Raw genomic sequence first — 20,728 nt, forward strand, 5'->3', positions numbered from 1 at the left:
AGGTCGCCGCCGGGTTCGACACCGCGTTCTGGTGGCTGGTCGGATTCACCGCGATCGCGATGGTCGTCGCGCTGGTGCTGCCGGGGCGGGCGCCTGGCCAGGTCGAGGCGGCACCTGAGGAGGCGGCACCTGACGAGGCTGCATCTGTCGAGGCCGTCCCCGCGGAGGCTGCGTCTGCCGTGCCCGTCGAGGCGTCGGCGAGCCGGCCATCGGCGTGAGCTTGGTGCGGCGCAGCGCGGCGAGCACGGCCGGGCCGGCGACGACCAGTCCCATCACCGTCGTGATCGCGCGAAGCGTGTCCCAGCCGGCCGTGGAGGTGACGAACGAGTAGAGCAGGAAGCTGCCGAGGTTCTGCGTGAACGGCGCTGCGCCGTCGTACGAGATGGCGGTGCCCGCGCCGACCGCGAACGGCCAGAACCACAGGTTCATGGCCAGCCCGAACACGTACGACGCGACCACGCCGTACACCGACAGCAGCGCGATCTCGGCCGCGCGTGTCCGCGTACCTGGCAGCAGCCCCGCCCCCGCGCCCACCCACGCGCACGCGAACATCTGGAACGGCGTCCACGGCCCGACTCCGCCCTGGACCACCGACGACAGTGCGATCACCAGCACCCCGAGCAGGAACCCGAACCGGGCCCCGAATGCCCGCCCCGCGACCAGGAGCAGCACGAATACCGCCTCCACGCCGCCGACGCCGGTGCTCGCGATGCGCACGGCCGCGCCGACCGCGGTCAGCGTGCCGAGCATCGCGAGCAGCTTCGCCGAACGCACCCGGTCGTCGAGCACGAGCAGGATCACCGCGAGCAGGAACGGCGTGAGCGCAATCGCCGCGAAGGGCGCCGCGGCCTGCGCCTGCGACGGCAGGGCCGGTGTGAAGAACGGCCATGCGAATGCGATCGCGGCGATGACGTTGCCGAGGGTGAGTGCGAGCGCGGTGACGAGAGGGTGGATCGGGCGTCGGTGGGGTCGGGAGGATCGGGTTGCGGGCGCTCGAGACGCGATGGTGGGGGTCGCTGGTCGAGGAGCGCGAAGCGCGTCTCGAGACTCCGCCACCTCCGCACCCGCGGAACCACTCGCCCCGACCCGACCCGCACTCATGGTCACGACCCGGTCGGCGACGGCCGCCGCGAACGCCCGATCGTGCGTGGCGATGACGACCGCTCCGCCCGCCTCGGCGACCGCCGCGAGCGCGCCGGCGACCAGCGAACGCGCGTCGTCGTCGAGGCCGCGCGTCGGCTCGTCGACCATGACCGCCCGCGCGCCCGCCGCGAGCTGGATCGCCAGCGCGAGCAGCCGGCGTTCGCCCGCCGACAGGTCGCGCGGGTGCGCAGCGAGCCGCCGCAACCCGTCGGGCGACTCGAGGGAGAGGCCGAGGAACGCGAGGAACCTGGCGGCGGTCGCACCCGCCCGCGCGTGCGCGGCCCGGTCGGCGTGGCGGCACTCATCGGCCGCGGTGAGTGCGAGCAGCAGGTCGTCGGATGCCTCGGGCACGAGTACGACCGCGCGCCGGCGCTGCCCGCGGTCGAGCCGGGCGACGTCGGCGCCGTCGACCTCGACCGTGCCGCGGTCACGCGGCAGAGCGATGGCGGTGAGCAGGCTCGACTTGCCGGCCCCGTTCGGCCCGGCGAGCGCGACCACCTCGCCGGGGGCGACCTCGAGCGAGGCATCCACCACCGCGTCGCGCGTCCCGTGCCTGACCGACAACCCGCTCACCCGCAGCAGCGCCTCGCCGCCCCCGTCGTCCCGACCTCCCGCTGGTCGAGTAGGGAGCGGAGCGACCCTATCGAGACCCCGTGAGCTGCGCTGGGTCGCGAGGGCCTCGAGACGCGTCGTCGCTTCGCTCGGGCGCTCCTCGACCGGCCGAGAGGTCGACACCACCCCATCCGCGACACCCGCCAGCGCCGCCACCCGGTGCTCGGCCACCACGACGCAGACTCCGGCCTCGTGCGCGAGCCGGTCGAGCAGCGCCACGATGCGCCCGCGCGCGTCGGCGTCGAGGTCGGCGAGTGGCTCGTCGACGAGCAGCAGCGAGGGCCGCTCGACGAGCGCCGCGGCGATCGCCACGAGCGTCGCCTCGCCGGCCGACAGTGCGCGGATGTCCCGCCCGAGCAGGTGCGCGATGCCCACGTGCCCCGCGATCTCGGCCACCCGCGACGCGACGATCGCGGGCGCCACGCCCCGCACGTCGAGCGCGAACCCGATCTCGGCGTCGACGGTCTCGGCGGCGAACCCGAGCCGCGGGTTCTGCAGCACCACCCCCACGAATCCCGCCGTGTCGCGCGGCAGCGCGGTCGCGCGGTCGACGCCGCCGACTCGCACGGTGCCCGAGAGCGTGCCGCCGTCGACGTGCGAGAGCAGGCCGCTGAGCCCGTCGAGCAGGGTCGACTTGCCCGATCCGGTCGGCCCGGCGACGACGGTGAGCGTTCCGGGCGCGAGCACGAGTTCGTCGATCTCGAGCGCCCAGGCTGCCTTCGGCGCACCGGTGCCGCCCCGCGATATCCGCGCCCCGCGCACCTCGACCGGCCGCTCGCAGGCACCCTCGACCCGGTGCGCCGCCGCGAACCCGCGCACCTCCATCGCCGCCGCGACCGCGACCGCTCGCTCGACGGTGCGCTCGAACACCGGCACGAGCAGCGACGCGGCACCGCGCTCGCCACGCAGCCGACGCGCGAGCTGCACCGAGCGCACCGCCTCGCCGAGGCCCGGGAACGTCGCCCACGCGATCACGAGCGCCCGGGCGATGCCGCGCACCGGCCCGCGCCGAGCCCCGCGTGCGAACAACCGCGACACGTCGACGATCGCGTTCAGCACGCCGAACGCGACGATGACGAGTGCGATCGGCAGGGCGCCCGCCACGGCCCGCGCGAGTCCGTCGACGGTGATGTCGCCGAACAGCACGACGTGGCCGAACGGCGCCGGCAGCCGCATCTCGGGCAGGTCGAGCAGCACGAACCCGCTGCCTCCGGCGCCGTCGAAGAGCACCCGGTACGCGACCCGGAAGACCACGAACGCGACGGCGAGCAGCGCCGCCGTGCGCAGGGCCTCAGGCCGGAATCGCAGCATCAGCCCGTCACGACGCGGGCTGCGCCGGTTCGCCGTTCAGGGTGAAGAAGAGGCCGAGGCGTTCGCCGGGCGCGATCTGCTGGGTCGCGAGGCCTTCCTGTGCGTACGCCCATTCGCCGTCCACGGGCTTGATCCACACCGCCCAGTACGCGAAGGCGGCGGGCATGGTCTGGCAGGTCTCGTGGTATTCGGTGCCGTCGTCGGCGACGATCGTGTCGCTCTCGGCCGGTGCCCCGTTCACGCGGCAGACGACCTGGTCGCCGTAGTCGTCGGTGCCCTCGGTCGTGATGCCGGCCTGCGCGAGCGCGTCGGCGGCGACGATGGGCCCGTCGACGACGAGGCACGCCTCGGTCGACGGGTCGTCGGCGGCGTCGAGGTCGCCGGCATCGACGACGACCGCGACTCCGGCGCAGTCGTTGGAGGCCCCACTCGCGTCATCGGAGGCGGACGCGTTCGGCGACGCCGTCACGGCGGGTTCGGATGCCTCGGGCGTGCTGCCGGTGCATCCGGCGAGTCCGAACGCGGTGAGGGCGAGGGCGGCGATCACGAGGGGGCGCACGGTCATCCGCCCAGCCTATTGGGCGACCGGCGGGCTGCCGCGTTCCTCGATCAGCCGCTCAGTACCAACCGGTCGACTGGATGTGCCCCCACGCTCCGCACGGGCTGCCGTACCGCCCGGCGATGTAGTCGATGCCCCACGAGATCTGGGTGGCGGGGTTCGACTGCCAGTCGGCGCCGTGCGAGGCCATCTTCGACCCGGGCAGCGCCTGCGGGATCCCGTACGCGCCGCTCGAGCCGTTCGAGGCGTACACGTTCCAGTGCGACTCGTAGTCCCACACGGCCACGAGGCATCCGAACTGGTCGTCACCCCAGCCGTAGCGCTGGGCGATCATGTCGCGCGCGATGACCTGCGCCTCGCTGGGGTTGGCGGGCGCCGCAGGGCCGCCCCCGCCCCCGCCGCCGCCCCCGCCGCCGCCGCCGGACGACTCGTCGGCGGCAGCCTCTCGGGCAGCGCGCTCGGCCTCGACGCGCTCGGCCTCGAGCCGGGCCGCCTCCTCGGCGGCCTTGCGCTCGGCCTCGGCGCGATCCCATTCGGCGACCGCGGCGGCGAGCTCGTCGGCCTGGGTTCGCGCCGCGTCGACCAGTTCGAACACGCGCGCGGGCGCCATCAGCTCGGATGCCTCGAGCTGCGCGAGCGTTGCCGCGAGGGCTGCGGCGTCGACCTTGCCCGACGCCGAGGCGACCACGGGCCGGGTGGCGGCGACCGCTTCGTCGGCGGCGCCGACCGCCCTGGCGACCAGGATGTCGCGGTTCGCGCCCAGCTGGGCCGGGTCGATCTCGGCAGCGGCGCGGAGCTCGGCGGTCTCGGCGACCCGTTTCGCCTGGTCGTCGATGGTCGACTGCAACATGAATCCGGTGCCCGCCGTGACCGCGAGGCCGGCGACCGCGGCGGATGCCACGACGGCGCGAGCGAGCGATCCGAGTCGATGCGGTTGCCTCGACGTGGTGGTGTTCCCCATGCGTTTCCCCCGGGGCCGGGCGCCCGCCGGCGCGTCGACCCGTGCTGATCTTCGGCCCGGGTCGCGACCCGGGAAAGTCGTCCCGTGCACCTTACGCGAGGATCGCTCAGGTCACAAGGCGGTAACGGACGGGCGTGGGAGCGCAGAATGTGGAGATGGCGACGACGCACGAGGTTCGGAACCAGGTGCCCGAGCGGGCCGGCATCGACGAGTTCGCGACGAACCCGCCGCTCGTCGAGGCGGTCTCGCGCTGGGGGTCGGATGCCTCCGTGTCGGCGTCGGGCGCGACATCCGATCATCGCTCGCACGACCGCCTGTCGGACCTGGGGCGACAGGTCGGCTCGGCCGCATTCCAGCGCGATGCCGAACTGGCGAACACCCGCCCGCCGCAGCTGCGCACGCACGACCGCTGGGGTCGACGCATCGACGAGGTCGACTACGACGAGTCGTACCACCGCATCATGACCGCGGCGGTCGGGGCGGGCGCGCACACGTCGGCATGGGCCGAGCCCCGGCCGGGCGCGAGCGTCGACCGCGCCGCCGCGTTCTTCCTGCTCGCCCAGGTCGAGCCCGGCCACGCCTGCCCGATCTCGATGACCCATGCGGCGGTGCCGACGCTGCGGCTCGGGGCACCCGGGCTCGCCGACGACTGGATGCCGCGGCTGCTGAGCCGCGACTACGACCCCGCGCTGGGCGGCACCCTTGCGCGCGATCAGGAATTCCTCGCCGACACGCCGGACTACGACCCCCCGGCGACGGCGAGTCGGCGAGAAATTCCTGATCCGCGAACGGCGGCCGCGAAGCGCTCGGCACTCATCGGCATGGCGATGACCGAGAAGCAGGGCGGCAGCGACGTGCGCGCCAACACGACCCGCGCCGAGCTCACCGGCGCCGACACCCCGTGGGGGCGCGAGGTCGTGCTCACCGGGCACAAGTGGTTCTGCAGTGCGCCGATGAGCGACGCGTTCCTCGTGCTCGCGCAGACCGACGGCGGGCTCGGCTGCGTGTTCGTGCCGAGGATCCTGCCCGATGGGGCGCGCAACGCGTTCGCGATCCAGCGGTTGAAGGACAAGCTCGGCAACCGCTCGAACGCGTCGAGCGAGGTCGAGTTCGACGGCACCGTCGGCTACCTCGTCGGCGATGAGGGGCGCGGAGTCGCGACGATCGTGCAGATGGTGACGCGCACGCGCCTCGACTGCGTCATCGGCTCGGCCGCGGGCATGCGCCAGGCCGTCGCCGAGGCCGCCTGGCACGTGCGCCACCGGCGCGCCTTCGGATCGCTGCTGGTCGACCAGCCCGCGATGCGGGCGGTCGTGGCCGACCTCGCGATCGAGAGCGAGGCGGCGACGCTCACGGCCATGCGGTTGGCCGCGGCGTACGACGACGATGCGGATGCCTCGACGGATGCCGCAACCGATGCCGCGTTCCGCCGCCTCGCGACCGCCGTCGCGAAGTACCACGTCTGCAAGCGCGGGGCCGGGCACGCCGCCGAAGCGCTCGAGTGCCTCGGCGGCAATGGGTACACCGAGGCCTGGCCGCTCGCGCGGCGCTACCGCGAGCAGCCGCTGCTCGCGATCTGGGAGGGATCGGGCAACGTCATCGCGCTCGACGTGCTGCGTGTGCTCGCGCGGGAGCCGCAGGCCTTCGAGGCGTTCTTCGAGGTCGTCGGCCGGGCGACCGGGTCGGATGCCGCGTTCGACATCGCCCTCGCGCGCGCCGAAGCCCTCGCCCGCGAGACCGCCCGCGATCTCGCCGACCCGGGGGCCGGGGCATCCGTCGCGGCCCTCCGCGCCCGCGAGCTCACCGAGCGGCTCGCCCTCGTGCTGCAGGGCGCGCTCGTCATCGAGCATGCGCCGGCCGCCGTGGCCGACGCGTTCTGCGCGACCCGGCTCGGCGGGCGGGGCGGGCTCCAGTACGGAATGCTGCCCGCAGACGCCGACCTCGCGGGAATCCTCGACCGAGCCTGAACGCCGCGCGCGAGGGGTCCCGGATCTCCGTCGCCCGGGGGGACGGAGCCCGACCGGGCCGCATGCGCGCTGATCACCTTTCGTCGCGAAGCGGCACACGCCGCGTTCATCGGGCGTTCAGCATCGCATGTTCGGCTAATCTGCACGCGCAGACGCCCGAAGATGCGCGATTCGAACGATGGGATGCCCCAGTGACGATCCGGACGGCCGAGTACCCCCGGCCGAACCACTTCCTGCTCCACATCTCCGACACCCACCTGCTTGCGGGCGGCGGTCGGCTCTACGACCGGGTCGCCAGCGAACGGCACCTGCGCCAGGTGTTCGACGAGTTCGAGGCATCCGGCGGCCGACCCGACGCGATCGTCTTCACCGGCGATCTCGCCGATCGCGGCGAACCCGATGCCTACCGGCGGCTGCGCCGCGTGGTCGAGCCCGTCGCCGAGCGGCTCGGCGCCCAGGTCATCTGGGTGATGGGCAACCACGACGACCGCGGCGCGTTCCGCGAGCATCTCTTCGACCAGCCCGCCGGCTCCACCCGACCGGTCGACCGGGTCGACGACGTGAACGGCCTTCGCATCATCACGCTGGACTCCACCGTGCCCGGCCATCATCACGGCGAGGTCACCGGCGAGCAGCTCGACTGGCTCGCCGAGGAACTCGCGACGGATGCCCCGCACGGCACCATCCTCGCGATGCACCACCCGCCCGTGCCGAGCGTGCTCGACCTCGCGGTATCGGTCGAGCTGCGCGACCAAGGGGGGCTCGCCGAGGTGCTCGAGGGCAGCGACGTGCGCTCGATCATCGCCGGTCACCTGCACTACTCGTCGACCGCGACGTTCGCGGGCATCCCCGTGTCGGTCGCCTCGGCGACCTGCTACACGCAGGATCTGAACGTGCCGGTCGGCGGCACCAGGGGCCGCGACGGCGCCCGCGCGTTCAACCTCGTGCACGTGTACCCGACGACGGTGCTGCACTCGGTCGTGCCGCTCGGCACCTTCCCGGCGCTCGACTGGATCGACGCGCCCGAGAGCGGCCGCCGGCTCGAGGAGGCCGGCATCCGCATCGGCGACCGGGTGGACTCGCCCGCCCGCATCGACGAGTTCGACGCGTTCCTCGCCCGTTCGGGCCCGTTCACCGAGCCCATCCGGCTCCCCTGACCACGCTGGTCGAGGAGCGCTCGATCGTCGCGACTCGACCGGCAGCGGCGATCGGGCGGGTGGGTCAGCCGCCGACGGACCGCGCGAGGGATGCCACGTCGCGCGCCGCGGCATCCGTCGCTTCCTTCTCCCACGGCGCCGGGAACGGGAAGTACCGGTCGAGGAACTCGGTGACCGCGGCCGTGCGCTCGCCGACCGAGATCTCGGGCTTCGACCCGTCGTTCAGGCAGAACATGTCCTGATCGCGCCGCTCGAGCAGCCGATCCATCGCGGGCAGCGCGCGCTTGAGCGTCGTCTCGATGTACTGCACCTTCGCTTGCGTCTGCGTGACCGCCTTGCCGGTCATGAGCGCGTAGTAGTGGTAGAGCGAGTTCGTCACCGAGATGTCGGTCGCCGATCGGAACGGGCTCGCCGTGGTGCGGCGGAACTCGTCGGCGAACTCCCGCTCGAGTTCGCGCATCACGCTGCGGCGCAGCGGTGCCGCGCAGTGCTCGAGATGGCGGGTCGTGACCCGACCGAATCGCGACCGCAGCAGCGCGCGATTGACGCGGGCCGCGTTCTCGAAGCCGCTGCGGTCGGGGCTCGACTCGCCGAGGCCGATCCGGGTTCCCGCCTCGACGAACCGCGTGATTCCGCCGGGCGAGAAGAACAGTTCGGGCGAGACCGCGCGACCGAAGAACATGTCGTCGTTCGAGTAGAGGAAGTGCTCGGACAGCCCGTCGATGCGGTGCAGCTGGGCCTCGACCGCGTGCGAGTTGTGGGTCGGCAGGTCCTCGGGGCGCGCGAAGAACTCCTCGCTGCGCACGATCCGCACCTTCGGGTGCTCGGCCAGCCACTTCGGGGCGGGGGAGTCGGTCGCGATGAAGATGCGCCGGATCCACGGGGCGAACAGGTGCACGCTCCGCAGCGCGTACTTGAGCTCGTCGATCTGTCGGTAGCGGGCCTCGGAGTCATCGCCGTCGCCGACGACGTAGCTCTGCATGCGCTTCGCGCGCTCGCGCACGAAGTCGTCGCTCGACCCGTCGACCCACGAGAACACCAGGTCGATGTCGAAGTCGACGTCGCCCGCGAGCGGCGCCCACATGTGCTCGAGCGTCGTCCACTCGCGGCCGAACAGCTCGACGGTGTCTTCCACCGCTTCGCCGCGCGGCAGGGTCGTGCGCATGAGCGCGTTCGGCAGCGGCGCGTGGATCGTCGTCTCGCCGAATCGCCACAGCTCGAGCTGCACCGCGGTCGCCCTGCCGTACCGCAGCCGGCCGAGCGGTTCGATGCGCGGCCGGTACAGGCGGAACGCGCTGGCCTTCCGGTGCGTCGACAGGTGCCCGTCGGCCAGCAGCACGGGGCGGGTCTCGCGGGCGCGGCCCGGGGCGATCGCGGCCGAGTAGAAGGGCTCCTCGGCGAACGCCTCGGCGAAGGCACGGGCCAGCGCCTTGCGCTGGGCCCGGTCGACGGCGATCACGGGGCGGTCGCCGTCGCCGCGCACGAGCAGGTGGCGGATGCCGGTCGCATCGAGCACGTCGCGGATCGCGAGCAGGTCCTCGGTCATCGACTCGCGCGGCGTCAGGTGCCCGTTGCGCAGGGCGTATTCGCCCTTGCGGATGACCAGGTCGGTGCGCTCGAAGCGCCGCCCACCGGAGACGATGGCCGGCTCAGCAGCGTCGGTGAGCGACAGCGCGGGCGGCGGGGCCGGTTCGGCGGCGGCGAAGGCGGAACGGGTGCCGGGGTCGCGGTCGGTCACGTAGGAAGGGTCTCCTGTCTGCAGCGGGCGGAACACTCCGATTCTACCGGCCGGGCGTGCGCGCTGAGCGGTGGAGGGCGGTTCGAGAAGACCCGCCACGCCTGTCCGCCGTCCGAGGGGTGATCACCGCACGATCACGGTTCGTGGAAGAAACGTGCATGCCCAGCACCGCGCCCGGGTCACGGCGAGCCACTGCGTCCGCGCACCGCGCAAACCCGCGACGTGAGGGCCTGCCGCCGGAGGCATGCCGCGTAGGCTCGAAGGCGGGCTCGGACACGAGGCTCGAACACGACGTCCGGACGCGAGGTCCGGACACGAGGTCCGGACGCGAGGGGGATGGATGCCGCAACTCGACGCGATCGTCGTGGGCTCGGGCCCGAACGGGCTCGCCGCCGCGGTGACGCTCGCGCGGGCCGGGCTCTCGGTCCGGGTCTACGAACGTGCCGACGAGGTCGGCGGTGGCCTGCGCACCGCTGAGCTCACGCTGCCCGGCTTCCGCCACGACGTCTGCTCGGCCGTGCACCCGCTCGCCCTCGCGTCGGGCTTCTTCCGCGCGTTCGGCCTCGACCGGCGGGTGCAGTTCGCGGTGCCCGAGCTCTCGTACGGCCACCCCCTCGACGATGGTCGGGCCGGGCTCGCCTGGCGCGACCTCGACCGCACGGTCGACGGGCTCGGCGCCGACGGCGAGGCGTTCCACGGACTGATGGGTCCGCTCGTGCGGCATGTCGACGAGGTGGCCCGGTTCACGGGCTCGCCGCTCGTGGGGATTCCGAGGCATCCGCTCGTGGCCGCGCGGTTCGGCTTGGCCGCGCTCTCGCAAGGCACGCGCGCCTGGGACGCCGGATGGCACGATGAGGTCGCGCCCGCGCTGCTCACCGGTGTCGCGGCCCACGCCATCCTGCCGCTGCCGTCACTGGCCGCGGCGGGTGCGGCGTTCTCGCTCGGGGTGCACGCGCACGCGCGCGGCTGGCCCGTGCCGATCGGCGGCAGCCGGGCGATCGCCGACGCGCTCGTCGCCGATCTGGTCGCGTTCGGCGGCGAGGTCGTCACGGGTCACGAGGTGTGCGACCTGCGCGACCTGCCGAGTGCGCGCGCGGTGCTGCTCGACGTCACCCCGCAGGCCCTCATCCGGATCGCGGGCGACGCGCTGCCCCGCGGCTACGCCGACCGGCTGGCGCGGTTCCGCTACGGCAACGGCGTGGCGAAGGTCGACTTCGCACTGTCGGGCCCGGTGCCGTGGCGCGAGCCCGAGCTCGCCCGGGCCGGCACGGTGCACGTCGGCGGCACCCGTGCCGAGATCGCGGCGGCCGAGAACGCGGTGACCCGTGGCATCCACCCCGATGCTCCCTACGTGCTCGTCTCGCAGCCGTCGGCCTTCGACCCGAGCCGCGCGCCCCAGGGCCGCCACACCCTGTGGACCTACACGCATGTGCCGCGGGGCTCGAACGTCGACCGCACCGAGGCGATCACGCGGCAGCTCGAGCGATTCGCGCCGGGGTTCCGCGACGTCGTGCTCGCGTCGTCGTCGTCGACCGCGGTCGACGTGGCCGCCTACAACCCGAACTACGTGCTCGGCGACATCGCGGCCGGCGAACCCACGCTCGGCCAGCTCATCGCCCGGCCCGTGCTCGCGCGCGACCCGTGGCGCACGCCTGCGTCGGGCGTGTACCTGTGCTCGGCGTCGACCCCGCCGGGCCCCGGCGTGCACGGCCTCGCCGGCTGGTACGCGGCGCGCAGTGCCCTGCGCCGCGAGTTCGGCGTACGGCGGATGCCGCGACTCGCGCCGTGAGCGGGCCGGCCGCGCTCGCCCACCGGGCTCGAGGCAGGTCGGCCGGGTGCCAACGCCTCGTGCCGAGCAACACGTTCTAGAAGTCGACCAGCCGCAGGTCGACCGCGACCGGCCCGCCCTCGACGAGCCCCTCGGCGACCCGCACCGCCCGCTTCACGGGCAGCACGTACGCCCCCTCGGACGAGTCGGGGAAGATCGATGTGCGCCACGTCGACCCGCCGACGGTGGCCTCGACGCGCACCGACCCGAAGCCGCGCGGCGGCAACGGCACCTCGCGGATGTCGGCCGACGCGGCCGTGGGCACGGTGACGAAGTACCACTCGGCGCGCGCCTGCCACTCCCACAGGGGAGCCTCGAACCGGAACCGCATGCAGCCACGCTAGTGACGCCCGCCGACATACGGCGAGACACGGCGAGATATCCATCGACTTGGTGGACACTTCACAGCCCGAGCACGCTAGGCTTGCAGAACCGAATCCTCCACCCGGCGGGTAATATGCCCGCTGCTCCATCCGATTGCCCGGAGGCGGAACCTTCCGCGTGGCATGACCCGACCGAGTCGATGTCGACGACGCCACGTCGCCATCGCTCGCCCCCCTCGCCGCTTCCAGCCGCGAGGATCGCGATCGAAAGCCGATCGCATGGGCTCGCGTCGCGGGCCCCGTGAACGAAGGAAGAACAGCATGGCAACCGGAACCGTCAAGTGGTTCAACGCGGAGAAGGGCTTCGGCTTCATCGCCCCCGACGACGGCAGCGCCGACGTCTTCGCACACTTCAGCGCCATCTCGGGCAACGGCTACCGTTCCCTCGATGAGGGCCAGAAGGTCGAGTTCGAGATCGCCCAGGGCCCCAAGGGTCCCCAGGCCGAGAACATCCGCGCCCTCTAAGCGCGAACCGCGAAGGCCCTCCTGCAGCATCGCTGCCGGGGGGCCTTCTGCATTGGTCCGCCGGGGGATCGGCCGGCGGGCCGGTCGGCGAGTGTCACCCGCGACGCTGCAGTCGGATGGCGCGCACCGTCATCTGCACGATGACGAACGCGAGCAGGCCTGCGAACAGCCACGTCGCGACGAGCGGCGACAGCACGAACGACACGGCGACGCCGCCGAACGAGGCGACGACGGCCGCGAGGCCGACGGCGAGCCCCTGCTTCCAGTCGACGAGCCGTGCGCGCAGGTTCGCGATCGTGCCGCTGATCGAGGTCGGGATCATCACGAGCAGCGACGTGCCCTTCGCGAGCAGGTCGCCCATGCCGAACAGGCTGATGAAGACCGGCACCATGAGCACGCCACCGCCGATGCCGAACAGCCCCGATGCGATGCCGACGAACAGGCCGAACGCGATGAGCCCGAGCGCGATGAGCGGGGTGATCTCGAGTGCGCCGGTGTCGCGATCGGGTACCGCGAACAGCAGCCGCACCGCGATCACGACGAGCAACGCGATGAATCCCCACCGCAGCACCGCGACCGGAAGCCGACGCAGCAGCCAGGTGCCCAGCTGCGACCCGACGATGCTGCCGATCGCCACGAACAGCGCCGACCACCAGTCGACCTGCCCGCCCGCGAGGTAGCCGATCGACCCCGAGATCGAGGCCGGCAGGATCGCCGCGAGCGAGGTGGCCGCGGCCCGCCGCTGGTCGAGGTGCGCGAGCAGCACGAGCAGTGGAACCATGATGATGCCGCCGCCGACCCCGAACAGTCCCGACAGGAACCCGCCGGCCAGGCCGACGACGACCAGGCGCACGAGCCCGACCGGCGGCCGGGCGGTGTCGCCCGAGCTCACTCGCCGACCTCGTCGCGCCACGAGTGCCGCGGCTCGTACCCGAGCACCCGCCGGGCCTTCTCGATCGACAGCAGCGTGTCGTTGACGCCGAGATCGCCGCGCACCTCGACACCCGGGAACACCTCGGCGACGAGCTCGGTGTTCGACCGCGACATCACCGTGTCGGCGGCCGCGATGACGTAGCGCTCGAACCCGGCCGCACCGACCGCGAGCGCGCGGCTCACCGCCTGCGCGCCGTCTCGCGCGTCGACGTAGCCCCACAGGTTCCACTTGCGCAGCCGGGCGTCGGCGTCGAACGCGGGGAAGGCCGCGTAGTCGTCGGGGTCCATGACGTTCGAGAACCGCAGCGCCGAGATCGACAGCTCGGGGTCCCACCGGCAGAGCTGGATCGCGAGCTGCTCCTCGAGGTGCTTGACGAGCGAGTACGTCGACTCGGGGCTCGTGACGTCTTCATCGACCGGGATGTACGGCGGGGGCACGTCGAAGGGCAGCCCCAGCACGGTTTCGCTCGACGCCGTCACGATGCGGCGGATGCCGAGCCGGCGCGCCGCCTGCAGCACGTGGTAGGTCGAGAGCAGGTTGTTGCGGAACGTCTCGACGTCGGTCGCGAGCCCCGGCGCCGGGATCGCGGCCAGGTGCACGATCGCATCGGCGCCGGTGCCGTGCTCGTCGATGCCGGCGATCGCGTCGATGACCTGCCCGTAGTCGGCGAGGTCGGTGACGACGACGGTGCCGCGGGCGCCGGTGCGGTCGAGGTTGACCACCTCGTGTCCTTCGTCGCGGAGAGTACGGACGACGGTGCGGCCGAGCTTGCCCGAGCCGCCGGTGACGACGATGCGCATGGTCTCAAGTCTGGCAGCAGCCGCGGGCCGATCCGTGCGTGGCGGCCGATGTCGCGCTCACGCGGCGCGACTGAGCTGCCGTGACGCGGAGTCGGACCCCGACGCCGATGAGGCCGCGCGGGCCGAGCCTGCGCCCGTCGACACGCCCGCGACCATCGCGGACGGGCGCGCGAGCCCACGGACGATCGCGCCCACGAGCCACCCGGTCGCGGCGATCGCGACGCCGATCGCCGCACCGGCCGAGTTCGCAGCCAGGTCGCGCGGATCCGAGATGCGGTCGTCGATCGGGATCTGCGCGATCTCGATCGCCACGCTGAGCGCTGCCGCCGAAAGCAGGGCGAGCAACCACCTGCGGGCGCCGACGAGCATCGCGAAGAGCAGGCCGATCGGCACGAACATGGCGACGTTCAGCGCCCACTCGACGGGCGAGCCGATGCTCCAGGTGGTGGGCTCGAACCAGATCGACGGCGTCAGCACGCCGTACTCGGCCTGCCAGCCGATGCGATGCCATGACACCGTGCCGAAGGTCGCCCACCCCACGAGGGCGAGGTACGCCACCGTGGCGATGACGAGGGCGGCGCGACGGGTCATCCCTCCACCCTTCCGCGCTCACCTACGAATCGCCTGATATCCGCTGGCGATTCGCGGACGCTGGAGTCCCGATCGTCGCGTCAGGCCGCGGCACCCGCGATGTTCACCATCCAGCCGACGCCGAAGCGGTCGACGAGGATGCCGAACGCGTCGCCCCACGGAGCGATCTCGAGCGGTTCGACAATGGTCGCGCCCTCCGACAAGCCCTGCCAGTACCCGCGCAGGGTCGCGTCGTCGTCGCCCGACAGCGAGATCGAGAAGCCCGCGGGCCGCTGGTACTCGACGCCGTTCGGGGTGTCGGCCGCCATGAGCGTGAGGCCGTCGGCCGTGAGTTGGCCGTGCATGAGCTTGCCGGCCTCGGAGCCCTCGCCCTGGCCGAACTCGCCGAACGTGCTGGTGTTCAGCTCGCCGCCGAATACCGAGTGATAGAACTCCAGCGCCTCGCGCGCGTTGCCGTCGAAGCTGACGTACGGGTTGAGTGTGACCGCCATGATCGTCGTTCCCTTCTTCGGCGTCGTCGCCTGCGGCGATTCTGCCCCGGATCGGCCCGATCCGCGAGGGGCTCCGATCCGCGAGGTGCGGCGCCCCGCGTTCAGCAGCAGCGCGCGCCCGGGTTCGCGTCCTGTTCGGCGTAGCGCTGCCGCCAGAACGCGCGCTCGTCGAGCGCGGGCTCGCCGGGGTGGGCGCGGCGGTGGTGCTCGAGGTAGGTCGCGTAGGCGCGGTCGCCCATGAGTTCGGTCACGAACCAGCGGATGCTCCGGATGCCGCGGAGCACGCCGGCAGGCGCCGCCCGGGCCGCAGCCCGGACGACGCCCGCGGGGCGTTCGATGCTCGCCTTCGAGGCGTCGGCCATCAGTGCGTGGCGCGCTCGACCGGACGCTGTTCGGCGGGCAGCGCCGCCCACTGCGCCTCGATCTCGCGCTCGGCCTTCGTGGCGAAGAGGCTCGCCGGGGCGAACCGGCGCGAGGGCACCGGGGCATCCTCGGTGTCGACGCCGCCACCGTTGCGGAACGCCTTCACCGTGACCGCGATGGCCGCGACGATGACGATGACCGAGAGGGTGACGAAGATGATCGACAGCGTGCCCTGGATGAAGGTGTTGCGCACGACCGCCTCCATCGCCTCGACGGTCTTCGCCGTGCCGAAGCTCGTCTCACCGGCGGCCAGCGCGTCGCGGAACGCGACGTGGTTGGCCCAGTAGCCCACCGCGGGCACCGGCGAGAAGATCTTGAACAGCGACGCGGTGATGGTCACGACCGCGGTGAACGCGAGCGGCACCGCCACGATCCACAGCCACCGGAACGCCCCGCGCTTGGCGACGATCGTCATCACCACCGCGAGCGCGATCGCCGCGAGCAGCTGGTTCGCGATGCCGAACAGCGGGAACAGCGTGTTGATGCCGCCGAGCGGATCGGTGACGCCCATCAGCAGGATCGCGCCCCACGCGGCGACCATGATCGCCGTGGTGATCCAGACGCCGGGCCTCCAGCCCGTGTCCTTGAACTTCGGCGCGAGGTTGCCGATCGAGTCCTGCAGCATGAAGCGCGCGACACGCGTGCCGGCGTCGACCGCGGTGAGGATGAACAGCGCCTCGAACATGATCGCGAAGTGGTACCAGAAGCCCGCGAGCGCCGAACCGCCGATGAGCTGCGACATGATGTTCGACAGCCCGAGCGCAAGGGTCGGCGCGCCGCCGGTGCGCGAGATGATCGTCTCCTCGCCGACCGCCGAGGCGGCAGACGTGAGCTGGTCGGGCGTGAGGTTCACGCCGGTGAGCCCGAGCGAGTTGACGAACGCGACCGCGCCCTCGACGGTGCCGCCCGTCGCGGCCGCCGACGAGTTCATCGCGAAGAACAGGCCGCGGTCGAGCGTGAGCGCGGCGACCAGCGCCATGATCGCGACGAACGACTCCATGAGCATGCCGCCGTAGCCGATGAAGCGGGTCTGGCGCTCCTTCTCGACGAGCTTCGGCGTCGTGCCGCTCGAGATCAGCGCATGGAATCCGCTGAGCGCGCCGCACGCGATCGTCACGAAGAGGAACGGGAACAGCGACCCGCTGAAGACCGGGCCGAGCTCGCCGCCCGCGAACTCGCTGATGGCGGGCACGGTGATCTCGGGGCGTACGAGCACGATCGCGCCGGCGAGCATCACGATGACGCCGATCTTCATGAACGTCGAGAGGTAGTCGCGCGGGGCGAGCAGCAGCCACACCGGCAGGATGGCGGCGATGAAGCCGTAGACGATGATGCCCCAGGCGATCGTGGTGCGGTCGAGGTGGAAGGCCGCGTAACCCCAGTCGGTCGAGGCGACCCAGCCGCCCGCGACGATCGCGAGCATGAGCAGCACGAACCCGATGATCGAGACCTCGGTGATCTTGCCGGGCCGCAGGTAGCGCAGGTACACGCCCATGAGCAGCGCGATCGGAATCGTCATCGACACGCTGAACACGCCCCACGGGCTCTCGCCGAGGGCGTTCACGACGACCAGCGCGAGGATCGCGACGATGATCACCATGATGAGCAGGGCGGCGACCATCGCGGCGATGCCGCCGACGCGGCCGAGCTCGTCGCGCGCCATCTGTCCGATGGTGCGCCCGCCGCGGCGCATCGAGAAGAACAGCACGGTGTAGTCCTGCACCGCTCCGGCGAAGATCACGCCGACGATGATCCAGATCGTGCCGGGCAGGTAGCCCATCTGGGCCGCGAGCACCGGGCCGACGAGCGGGCCCGCGCCCGCGATCGCCGCGAAGTGGTGGCCGTAGAGCACGCGCCGGTCGGTGGGTACGTAATCCTTGCCGTCGCTGTTGCGCTCGGCCGGGGTCGCGCGCCGGTCGTCGGGCTTCGTGAGGTACCGCTCGATCACCTTCGAGTAGAAGCGGTAGCCGATGAAGTACGAGCAGACGGCGGCGAAGACGAACCAGATCGCGTTGATGGTCTCGCCGCGAACGATCGCGATCATCGTCCAGGCGACGCCGCCGAGCAGGGCGATGGCCGCCCAGAGGGCGATCTTGCCCGGGGTCCACTTTCGTTCGCGCTCGAGTTCGGCCTCGGGCACCGCGACCGGCGGCAGGGCCGGATCCTGCTCGAGCTCGTCCGCGGGTGGGGCCGCGGGGCCGCTGGGGGTTCGGGTCATCCTGATTCCTCCTGAATGCGTCGTTGCACTGCTGGCGGCCTCGATCCTAGGCAGGGCGCACCCCCCGAACGGGAGGTCGTGCGACGAGCGGCGGTGATCGTGCGACGAGCGGCGGCGGGTGTCGCCGAGGGGGTTGACGGCGAGGCATCCGCGTGCTGTAATCAACTTAACGGTTGATAAAGAAGAAGGTTGAATATGCGAGACCACGGTGCCGATGACGGATGGCTCGACCGGGCGTTCCTCGCCCTGGCCGACCCGGTGCGTCGCGGCATCATCGCGCGGCTCAGCCGAGGCCCGGCGACGGTCAACGAACTCGCCGAGCCGTTCTCGATCACCAAGCAGGCGGTCTCGAAGCACATCCAGGTGCTCGAGCAGGCGGGGCTCGTCACGCGCACGCGCGACGCGCAGCGCCGGCCCGTGCACCTCGCACCGGCCGAGCTCGAACGGCTCACCGGCTGGATCGACCGCTACCGACTCATCCACGAGCAGCAGTACCGCTCGCTCGACGCGGTGCTCGAGGCATCCGTCGGCGACGACACCGCCGCCCACCATCCGAAGGAGAAGGAATCATGAGCAACCCCGTCATCGTCACCGCGCCTGAAGGCCTGCCGTTCATCGACATCGAGCGCGAGTTCGACGCCCCGGTCGCCGCGGTCTTCCGTGCGCACCGCGAACCCGAGCTGGTGAAGCAGTGGCTCGGGCCGAACGGCTACGAGATGGACATCGCCGAGTGGGACTTCACGACCCACGGCGCCTACCGCTACGTGCACCACGACCCGCAGGGCGGGGCGTGGGGGTTCCACGGCACGTTCCACAGCGTGCGCGAGAACGAGTTCGCCGTGCAGACCTTCGAGTTCGAGGGCGTGCCCGACGTGGTCGCGGTCGAGACGATCGCCTTCGAAGACCTCGGCGGCGGGCGCTCGCGCGTGCGCATCCACTCGACGTACCCCAGCGTCGAGGCCCGCGACGGCATGGTGCAGTCGGGCATGGAGGGTGGGCTCACCGAAGGCTTCGAACGCCTCGACGCGCTGGTCGCCGAGGGGGCGAGCGCGTGACCGAGCGCACGACCGAGCTCGACCGGGCCCTGCATCCTGCTCGACGCCCGGCAGCGCTTCGGCGCCGAGCAGGCGTCGACTGGGCCAACGGATGCTCCGCCCGCCCGGTGACCGCTTGGTGAACGTTCCGTGACAGGAATGGACGGATGGTCGCACCCGAGGCATTGCATCACCGCCGGACGCGGTGGATCATGTCGGAGGGGGAAGCGATGGGGCGTGAATCGAGGGCGTACTGGCTCGACTCAGGAGACCGCGCTGCGGTGACGCTGCGGCTCGAATGGGATGCGCTGACCGTACGCGGGGCCCGGCGCGCGACCGTGCCGCGCACCGAGTTCCGGCGGGTCGACGTGACCGACGGCGTCGTCGAACTCGAGGCCGCCTCAGGAGCGCAGTACCGGTTCCAGGTGGGGCAGGCGGCATCCGACTGGGCCGAAGCCCTCGCGAGGCCCCCTCGCCCCCTCGACGAGAAGCTCGGCGTCGGGCCCGACGTCGCCGTCGCCGTGCGGGGCGCGCTGCCCGTGACCGCGCTCGCCGACGCGCTCGTCGATTCGCCCCGGGTCGCGCCCTGGGAGGCCGACCTGGTGTTCGCCGTCGTGCACGACGACGCCGCACTCGACACGCTGCCCGTGTGGCTGCAGGAGACCGGCGTCGTCGCCCCGCTGTGGGTCATCCACGGCAAGGGGCGCCACTGCCCCGCCCCCGGCGACGCCGCGGTGCGAGAGGTGATGCGCGACGCCGGGCGCCACGAGACCGCCACCAGCGCGATCGCCGAGTGCTGGTCGGCCATCCGGTACGCGCCGGGCAAGCCGTAGTGCGGCGGCCACGCCGTTGCGCGGCGCCGCCGCGAAGCATCCACCCCCATCCTGCGCGGTAGGTTCGAACGCATGCAGACCCGCACTCTCGGCCGCACCGGCCGCACCGTCTCCGTGATCGGCCTCGGCACCTGGCAGCTCGGCGCCGACTGGGGCGAGGTCGACGAGGCCGACGCGCTCGCCGTGCTCGACGCCGCGCACGATGCCGGCGTCACCGTCTTCGACACCGCCGACGTCTACGGCGACGGCCGCAGCGAATCGCTCATCGGCGCGTGGCTGCGCGCCCACCCCGACGCGGGCGTCACCGTCGCCACGAAGATGGGGCGGCGCCTGCCCCAGGAGCCCGACAACTACTCGATGGCGAACTTCCGCGCCTGGAACGACCGGTCGCGGCGCAACCTCGGCGTCGACACGCTCGACCTCGTGCAGCTGCACTGTCCGCCTCCCTCGGTCTACTCGACCGACCGGGTCTTCGACGACCTCGACACACTCGTCGACGAGGGGCGCATCGCCGCGTACGGCGTGAGCGTCGAGACCGTCGACGAGGCGCTCACCGCGATCGCGCGGCCGAACGTCGCGACCGTGCAGATCATCCTGAACGCATTCCGGCTGAAGCCGCTCGACGAGGTGCTGCCCGCCGCGGCGGCTGCCGGCGTGGGCATCATCGCGCGCGTGCCCCTCGCCTCGGGGCTGCTGTCGGGCCGGTACTCGCTCGACACCACGTTCGCCGCGAACGACCACCGCACGTACAACCGGCACGGCGAGGCGTTCGACGTCGGCGAGACGTTCTCGGGCGTCGACTACGCGACCGGCGTGCGCGCCGCGCAGGAGTTCGCCGAGCTCGCCCGCGCGGCCGCCCCCGAGGCCACGACCGCCCAGGTCGCGCTCGCCTGGGTCGCCGGGCTCGACGGGGTGTCGACCGTCATCCCCGGTGCGCGCAACCCCGATCAGGCGCGCGCGAACGCCGTGGCCGGCTCGCTCGAGCTGCCCGCGTCGCTCGCCGCGGCCGTGCGCGACCTCTACGACCGCGAACTGCGCGCGGCGATCCACCCGCGCTGGTAGGGCGCCCGGGGCGGCGCGCCCCTCGCGTCCGCACCGCCGGTTCGTGCGCGCGCCGGCTTCTCTCGCCCCGACGCCCGTACGTTCCGCGGGCCCCGCGTTTCACGCGATCAGGAAATCCGACGGGAGTTGCGGCGTGTCGTGCCGCGACACGCCGGGCGGGCCCCCGTCCTTCCTGATCCGGTGAATGGGCGGGCCGAGGGCCGCGGGCCGAGGGCCGC

The 20,728-nt window shown here is 72.4% G+C and carries 19 protein-coding genes; 8 read left to right on the top strand and 11 right to left on the bottom strand.

The window, feature by feature from the left end; all coding sequences use genetic code 11:
* Positions 1-45: 45 nt before the first annotated feature.
* The 3 genes from FLP10_RS11660 to FLP10_RS17605 are packed head-to-tail and all read right to left on the bottom strand — an operon-like array spanning position 46 to position 4,586.
* Complete coding sequence (locus FLP10_RS11660) at positions 46-3,066, bottom strand: ATP-binding cassette domain-containing protein (protein ID WP_246150006.1); 3,021 nt, start codon at positions 3,064-3,066, stop codon at positions 46-48.
* 7 nt (positions 3,067-3,073) lie between these two features.
* Complete coding sequence (locus FLP10_RS11665) at positions 3,074-3,631, bottom strand: hypothetical protein (RefSeq protein ID WP_149161018.1); 558 nt, start codon at positions 3,629-3,631, stop codon at positions 3,074-3,076.
* 52 nt (positions 3,632-3,683) lie between these two features.
* A complete protein-coding gene (locus FLP10_RS17605) occupies positions 3,684-4,586 on the bottom strand; it encodes an aggregation-promoting factor C-terminal-like domain-containing protein (RefSeq protein ID WP_210418392.1) in 903 nt (300 codons plus the stop codon).
* A 155-nt stretch (positions 4,587-4,741) separates the two neighbouring features.
* On the opposite strand from FLP10_RS17605, the gene FLP10_RS11675 reads away from it, so the two are divergent.
* Positions 4,742-6,553 carry an acyl-CoA dehydrogenase family protein gene (locus tag FLP10_RS11675; RefSeq protein ID WP_149161019.1) on the top strand — a complete coding sequence of 604 codons (1,812 nt, stop codon included), beginning with the start codon at positions 4,742-4,744 and terminating at the stop codon, positions 6,551-6,553.
* 191 nt (positions 6,554-6,744) lie between these two features.
* The gene (locus tag FLP10_RS11680) at positions 6,745-7,710 is read left to right on the top strand and encodes a phosphodiesterase (protein ID WP_246150007.1); all 966 of its coding nucleotides are present in this window, start codon (positions 6,745-6,747) and stop codon (positions 7,708-7,710) included.
* Positions 7,711-7,774: 64 nt separating this feature from the next.
* Here the strand turns inward: FLP10_RS11680 and FLP10_RS11685 are convergent, their stop codons facing one another.
* Positions 7,775-9,448 carry a stealth family protein gene (locus tag FLP10_RS11685; protein ID WP_425457580.1) on the bottom strand — a complete coding sequence of 558 codons (1,674 nt, stop codon included), beginning with the start codon at positions 9,446-9,448 and terminating at the stop codon, positions 7,775-7,777.
* 340 nt (positions 9,449-9,788) lie between these two features.
* Here FLP10_RS11685 and FLP10_RS11690 point away from each other — a divergent pair, with 340 nt between their 5' ends.
* Entirely contained in the window at positions 9,789-11,237 is a 1,449-nt protein-coding gene (locus FLP10_RS11690; protein ID WP_149161021.1) for a phytoene desaturase family protein, read from the top strand.
* A 76-nt stretch (positions 11,238-11,313) separates the two neighbouring features.
* Here the strand turns inward: FLP10_RS11690 and FLP10_RS11695 are convergent, their stop codons facing one another.
* Complete coding sequence (locus tag FLP10_RS11695) at positions 11,314-11,607, bottom strand: DUF1905 domain-containing protein (protein ID WP_149161022.1); 294 nt, start codon at positions 11,605-11,607, stop codon at positions 11,314-11,316.
* A gap of 313 nt (positions 11,608-11,920) precedes the next feature.
* Between FLP10_RS11695 and cspE the strand changes: the two genes are divergently transcribed.
* On the top strand, positions 11,921-12,124 hold the full coding sequence (gene cspE / locus FLP10_RS11700; RefSeq protein WP_149161023.1) for a transcription antiterminator/RNA stability regulator CspE: 204 nt from the start codon (positions 11,921-11,923) through the stop codon (positions 12,122-12,124).
* 94 nt (positions 12,125-12,218) lie between these two features.
* Here cspE and FLP10_RS11705 read toward each other — a convergent pair whose 3' ends face one another.
* The 6 genes from FLP10_RS11705 to FLP10_RS11730 form a co-directional block, all read right to left on the bottom strand.
* Positions 12,219-13,016, bottom strand: a complete 798-nt coding sequence (locus FLP10_RS11705) for a sulfite exporter TauE/SafE family protein (protein ID WP_246150008.1) — start codon at positions 13,014-13,016, stop codon at positions 12,219-12,221.
* Positions 13,013-13,858, bottom strand: a complete 846-nt coding sequence (locus FLP10_RS11710) for an NAD-dependent epimerase/dehydratase family protein (protein WP_149161024.1) — start codon at positions 13,856-13,858, stop codon at positions 13,013-13,015. Before FLP10_RS11710 ends, FLP10_RS11705 begins: the two co-directional genes overlap by 4 nt.
* Positions 13,859-13,915: 57 nt before the next feature.
* On the bottom strand, positions 13,916-14,449 hold the full coding sequence (locus FLP10_RS11715) for a VanZ family protein (protein WP_149161025.1): 534 nt from the start codon (positions 14,447-14,449) through the stop codon (positions 13,916-13,918).
* Positions 14,450-14,529: 80 nt separating this feature from the next.
* The gene (locus FLP10_RS11720; RefSeq protein ID WP_149161026.1) at positions 14,530-14,940 is read right to left on the bottom strand and encodes a VOC family protein; all 411 of its coding nucleotides are present in this window, start codon (positions 14,938-14,940) and stop codon (positions 14,530-14,532) included.
* 101 nt (positions 14,941-15,041) lie between these two features.
* On the bottom strand, positions 15,042-15,302 hold the full coding sequence (locus FLP10_RS17740) for a YbdD/YjiX family protein (RefSeq protein WP_149161027.1): 261 nt from the start codon (positions 15,300-15,302) through the stop codon (positions 15,042-15,044).
* Positions 15,302-17,581 (bottom strand): carbon starvation CstA family protein, encoded by a 2,280-nt coding sequence (locus FLP10_RS11730; protein ID WP_149161028.1) that lies wholly within the window; start codon positions 17,579-17,581, stop codon positions 15,302-15,304. The genes FLP10_RS17740 and FLP10_RS11730 overlap by 1 nt, the downstream gene beginning before the upstream one ends.
* A 195-nt stretch (positions 17,582-17,776) precedes the next feature.
* Between FLP10_RS11730 and FLP10_RS11735 the strand changes: the two genes are divergently transcribed.
* The 4 genes from FLP10_RS11735 (at position 17,777) to FLP10_RS11750 (ending at position 20,510) form a co-directional block, all read left to right on the top strand.
* Positions 17,777-18,154, top strand: coding sequence for an ArsR/SmtB family transcription factor (locus FLP10_RS11735; RefSeq protein ID WP_149161029.1), 378 nt, complete (start codon positions 17,777-17,779; stop codon positions 18,152-18,154).
* Positions 18,151-18,636 carry an SRPBCC family protein gene (locus FLP10_RS11740; RefSeq protein WP_149161030.1) on the top strand — a complete coding sequence of 162 codons (486 nt, stop codon included), beginning with the start codon at positions 18,151-18,153 and terminating at the stop codon, positions 18,634-18,636. Before FLP10_RS11735 ends, FLP10_RS11740 begins: the two co-directional genes overlap by 4 nt.
* A gap of 209 nt (positions 18,637-18,845) precedes the next feature.
* Positions 18,846-19,448, top strand: a complete 603-nt coding sequence (locus FLP10_RS11745; protein ID WP_149161031.1) for a hypothetical protein — start codon at positions 18,846-18,848, stop codon at positions 19,446-19,448.
* A gap of 72 nt (positions 19,449-19,520) precedes the next feature.
* A complete protein-coding gene (locus FLP10_RS11750; protein ID WP_149161032.1) occupies positions 19,521-20,510 on the top strand; it encodes an aldo/keto reductase in 990 nt (329 codons plus the stop codon).
* Positions 20,511-20,728: the final 218 nt, after the last annotated feature.

It is taken from the genome of Agromyces intestinalis, assembly GCF_008365295.1.
Lineage (GTDB): Bacteria > Actinomycetota > Actinomycetes > Actinomycetales > Microbacteriaceae > Agromyces > Agromyces intestinalis.

Coding starts and splice junctions, on each gene's coding strand:
- FLP10_RS11675 (WP_149161019.1), top strand. CDS start 4,742: ATGGCGACGACGCACGAGGTTCGGAACCAGGTGCCCGAGCGGGCCGGC.
- FLP10_RS11745 (WP_149161031.1), top strand. CDS start 18,846: ATGGGGCGTGAATCGAGGGCGTACTGGCTCGACTCAGGAGACCGCGCT.
- FLP10_RS11665 (WP_149161018.1), bottom strand. CDS start 3,631: ATGACCGTGCGCCCCCTCGTGATCGCCGCCCTCGCCCTCACCGCGTTC.
- FLP10_RS11710 (WP_149161024.1), bottom strand. CDS start 13,858: ATGCGCATCGTCGTCACCGGCGGCTCGGGCAAGCTCGGCCGCACCGTC.
- FLP10_RS11730 (WP_149161028.1), bottom strand. CDS start 17,581: ATGACCCGAACCCCCAGCGGCCCCGCGGCCCCACCCGCGGACGAGCTC.
- FLP10_RS17605 (WP_210418392.1), bottom strand. CDS start 4,586: ATGGGGAACACCACCACGTCGAGGCAACCGCATCGACTCGGATCGCTC.
- FLP10_RS11695 (WP_149161022.1), bottom strand. CDS start 11,607: ATGCGGTTCCGGTTCGAGGCTCCCCTGTGGGAGTGGCAGGCGCGCGCC.
- FLP10_RS11660 (WP_246150006.1), bottom strand. CDS start 3,066: ATGCTGCGATTCCGGCCTGAGGCCCTGCGCACGGCGGCGCTGCTCGCC.
- cspE (WP_149161023.1), top strand. CDS start 11,921: ATGGCAACCGGAACCGTCAAGTGGTTCAACGCGGAGAAGGGCTTCGGC.
- FLP10_RS11735 (WP_149161029.1), top strand. CDS start 17,777: ATGCGAGACCACGGTGCCGATGACGGATGGCTCGACCGGGCGTTCCTC.
- FLP10_RS11690 (WP_149161021.1), top strand. CDS start 9,789: ATGCCGCAACTCGACGCGATCGTCGTGGGCTCGGGCCCGAACGGGCTC.
- FLP10_RS11715 (WP_149161025.1), bottom strand. CDS start 14,449: ATGACCCGTCGCGCCGCCCTCGTCATCGCCACGGTGGCGTACCTCGCC.
- FLP10_RS17740 (WP_149161027.1), bottom strand. CDS start 15,302: ATGGCCGACGCCTCGAAGGCGAGCATCGAACGCCCCGCGGGCGTCGTC.
- FLP10_RS11720 (WP_149161026.1), bottom strand. CDS start 14,940: ATGGCGGTCACACTCAACCCGTACGTCAGCTTCGACGGCAACGCGCGC.
- FLP10_RS11750 (WP_149161032.1), top strand. CDS start 19,521: ATGCAGACCCGCACTCTCGGCCGCACCGGCCGCACCGTCTCCGTGATC.
- FLP10_RS11740 (WP_149161030.1), top strand. CDS start 18,151: ATGAGCAACCCCGTCATCGTCACCGCGCCTGAAGGCCTGCCGTTCATC.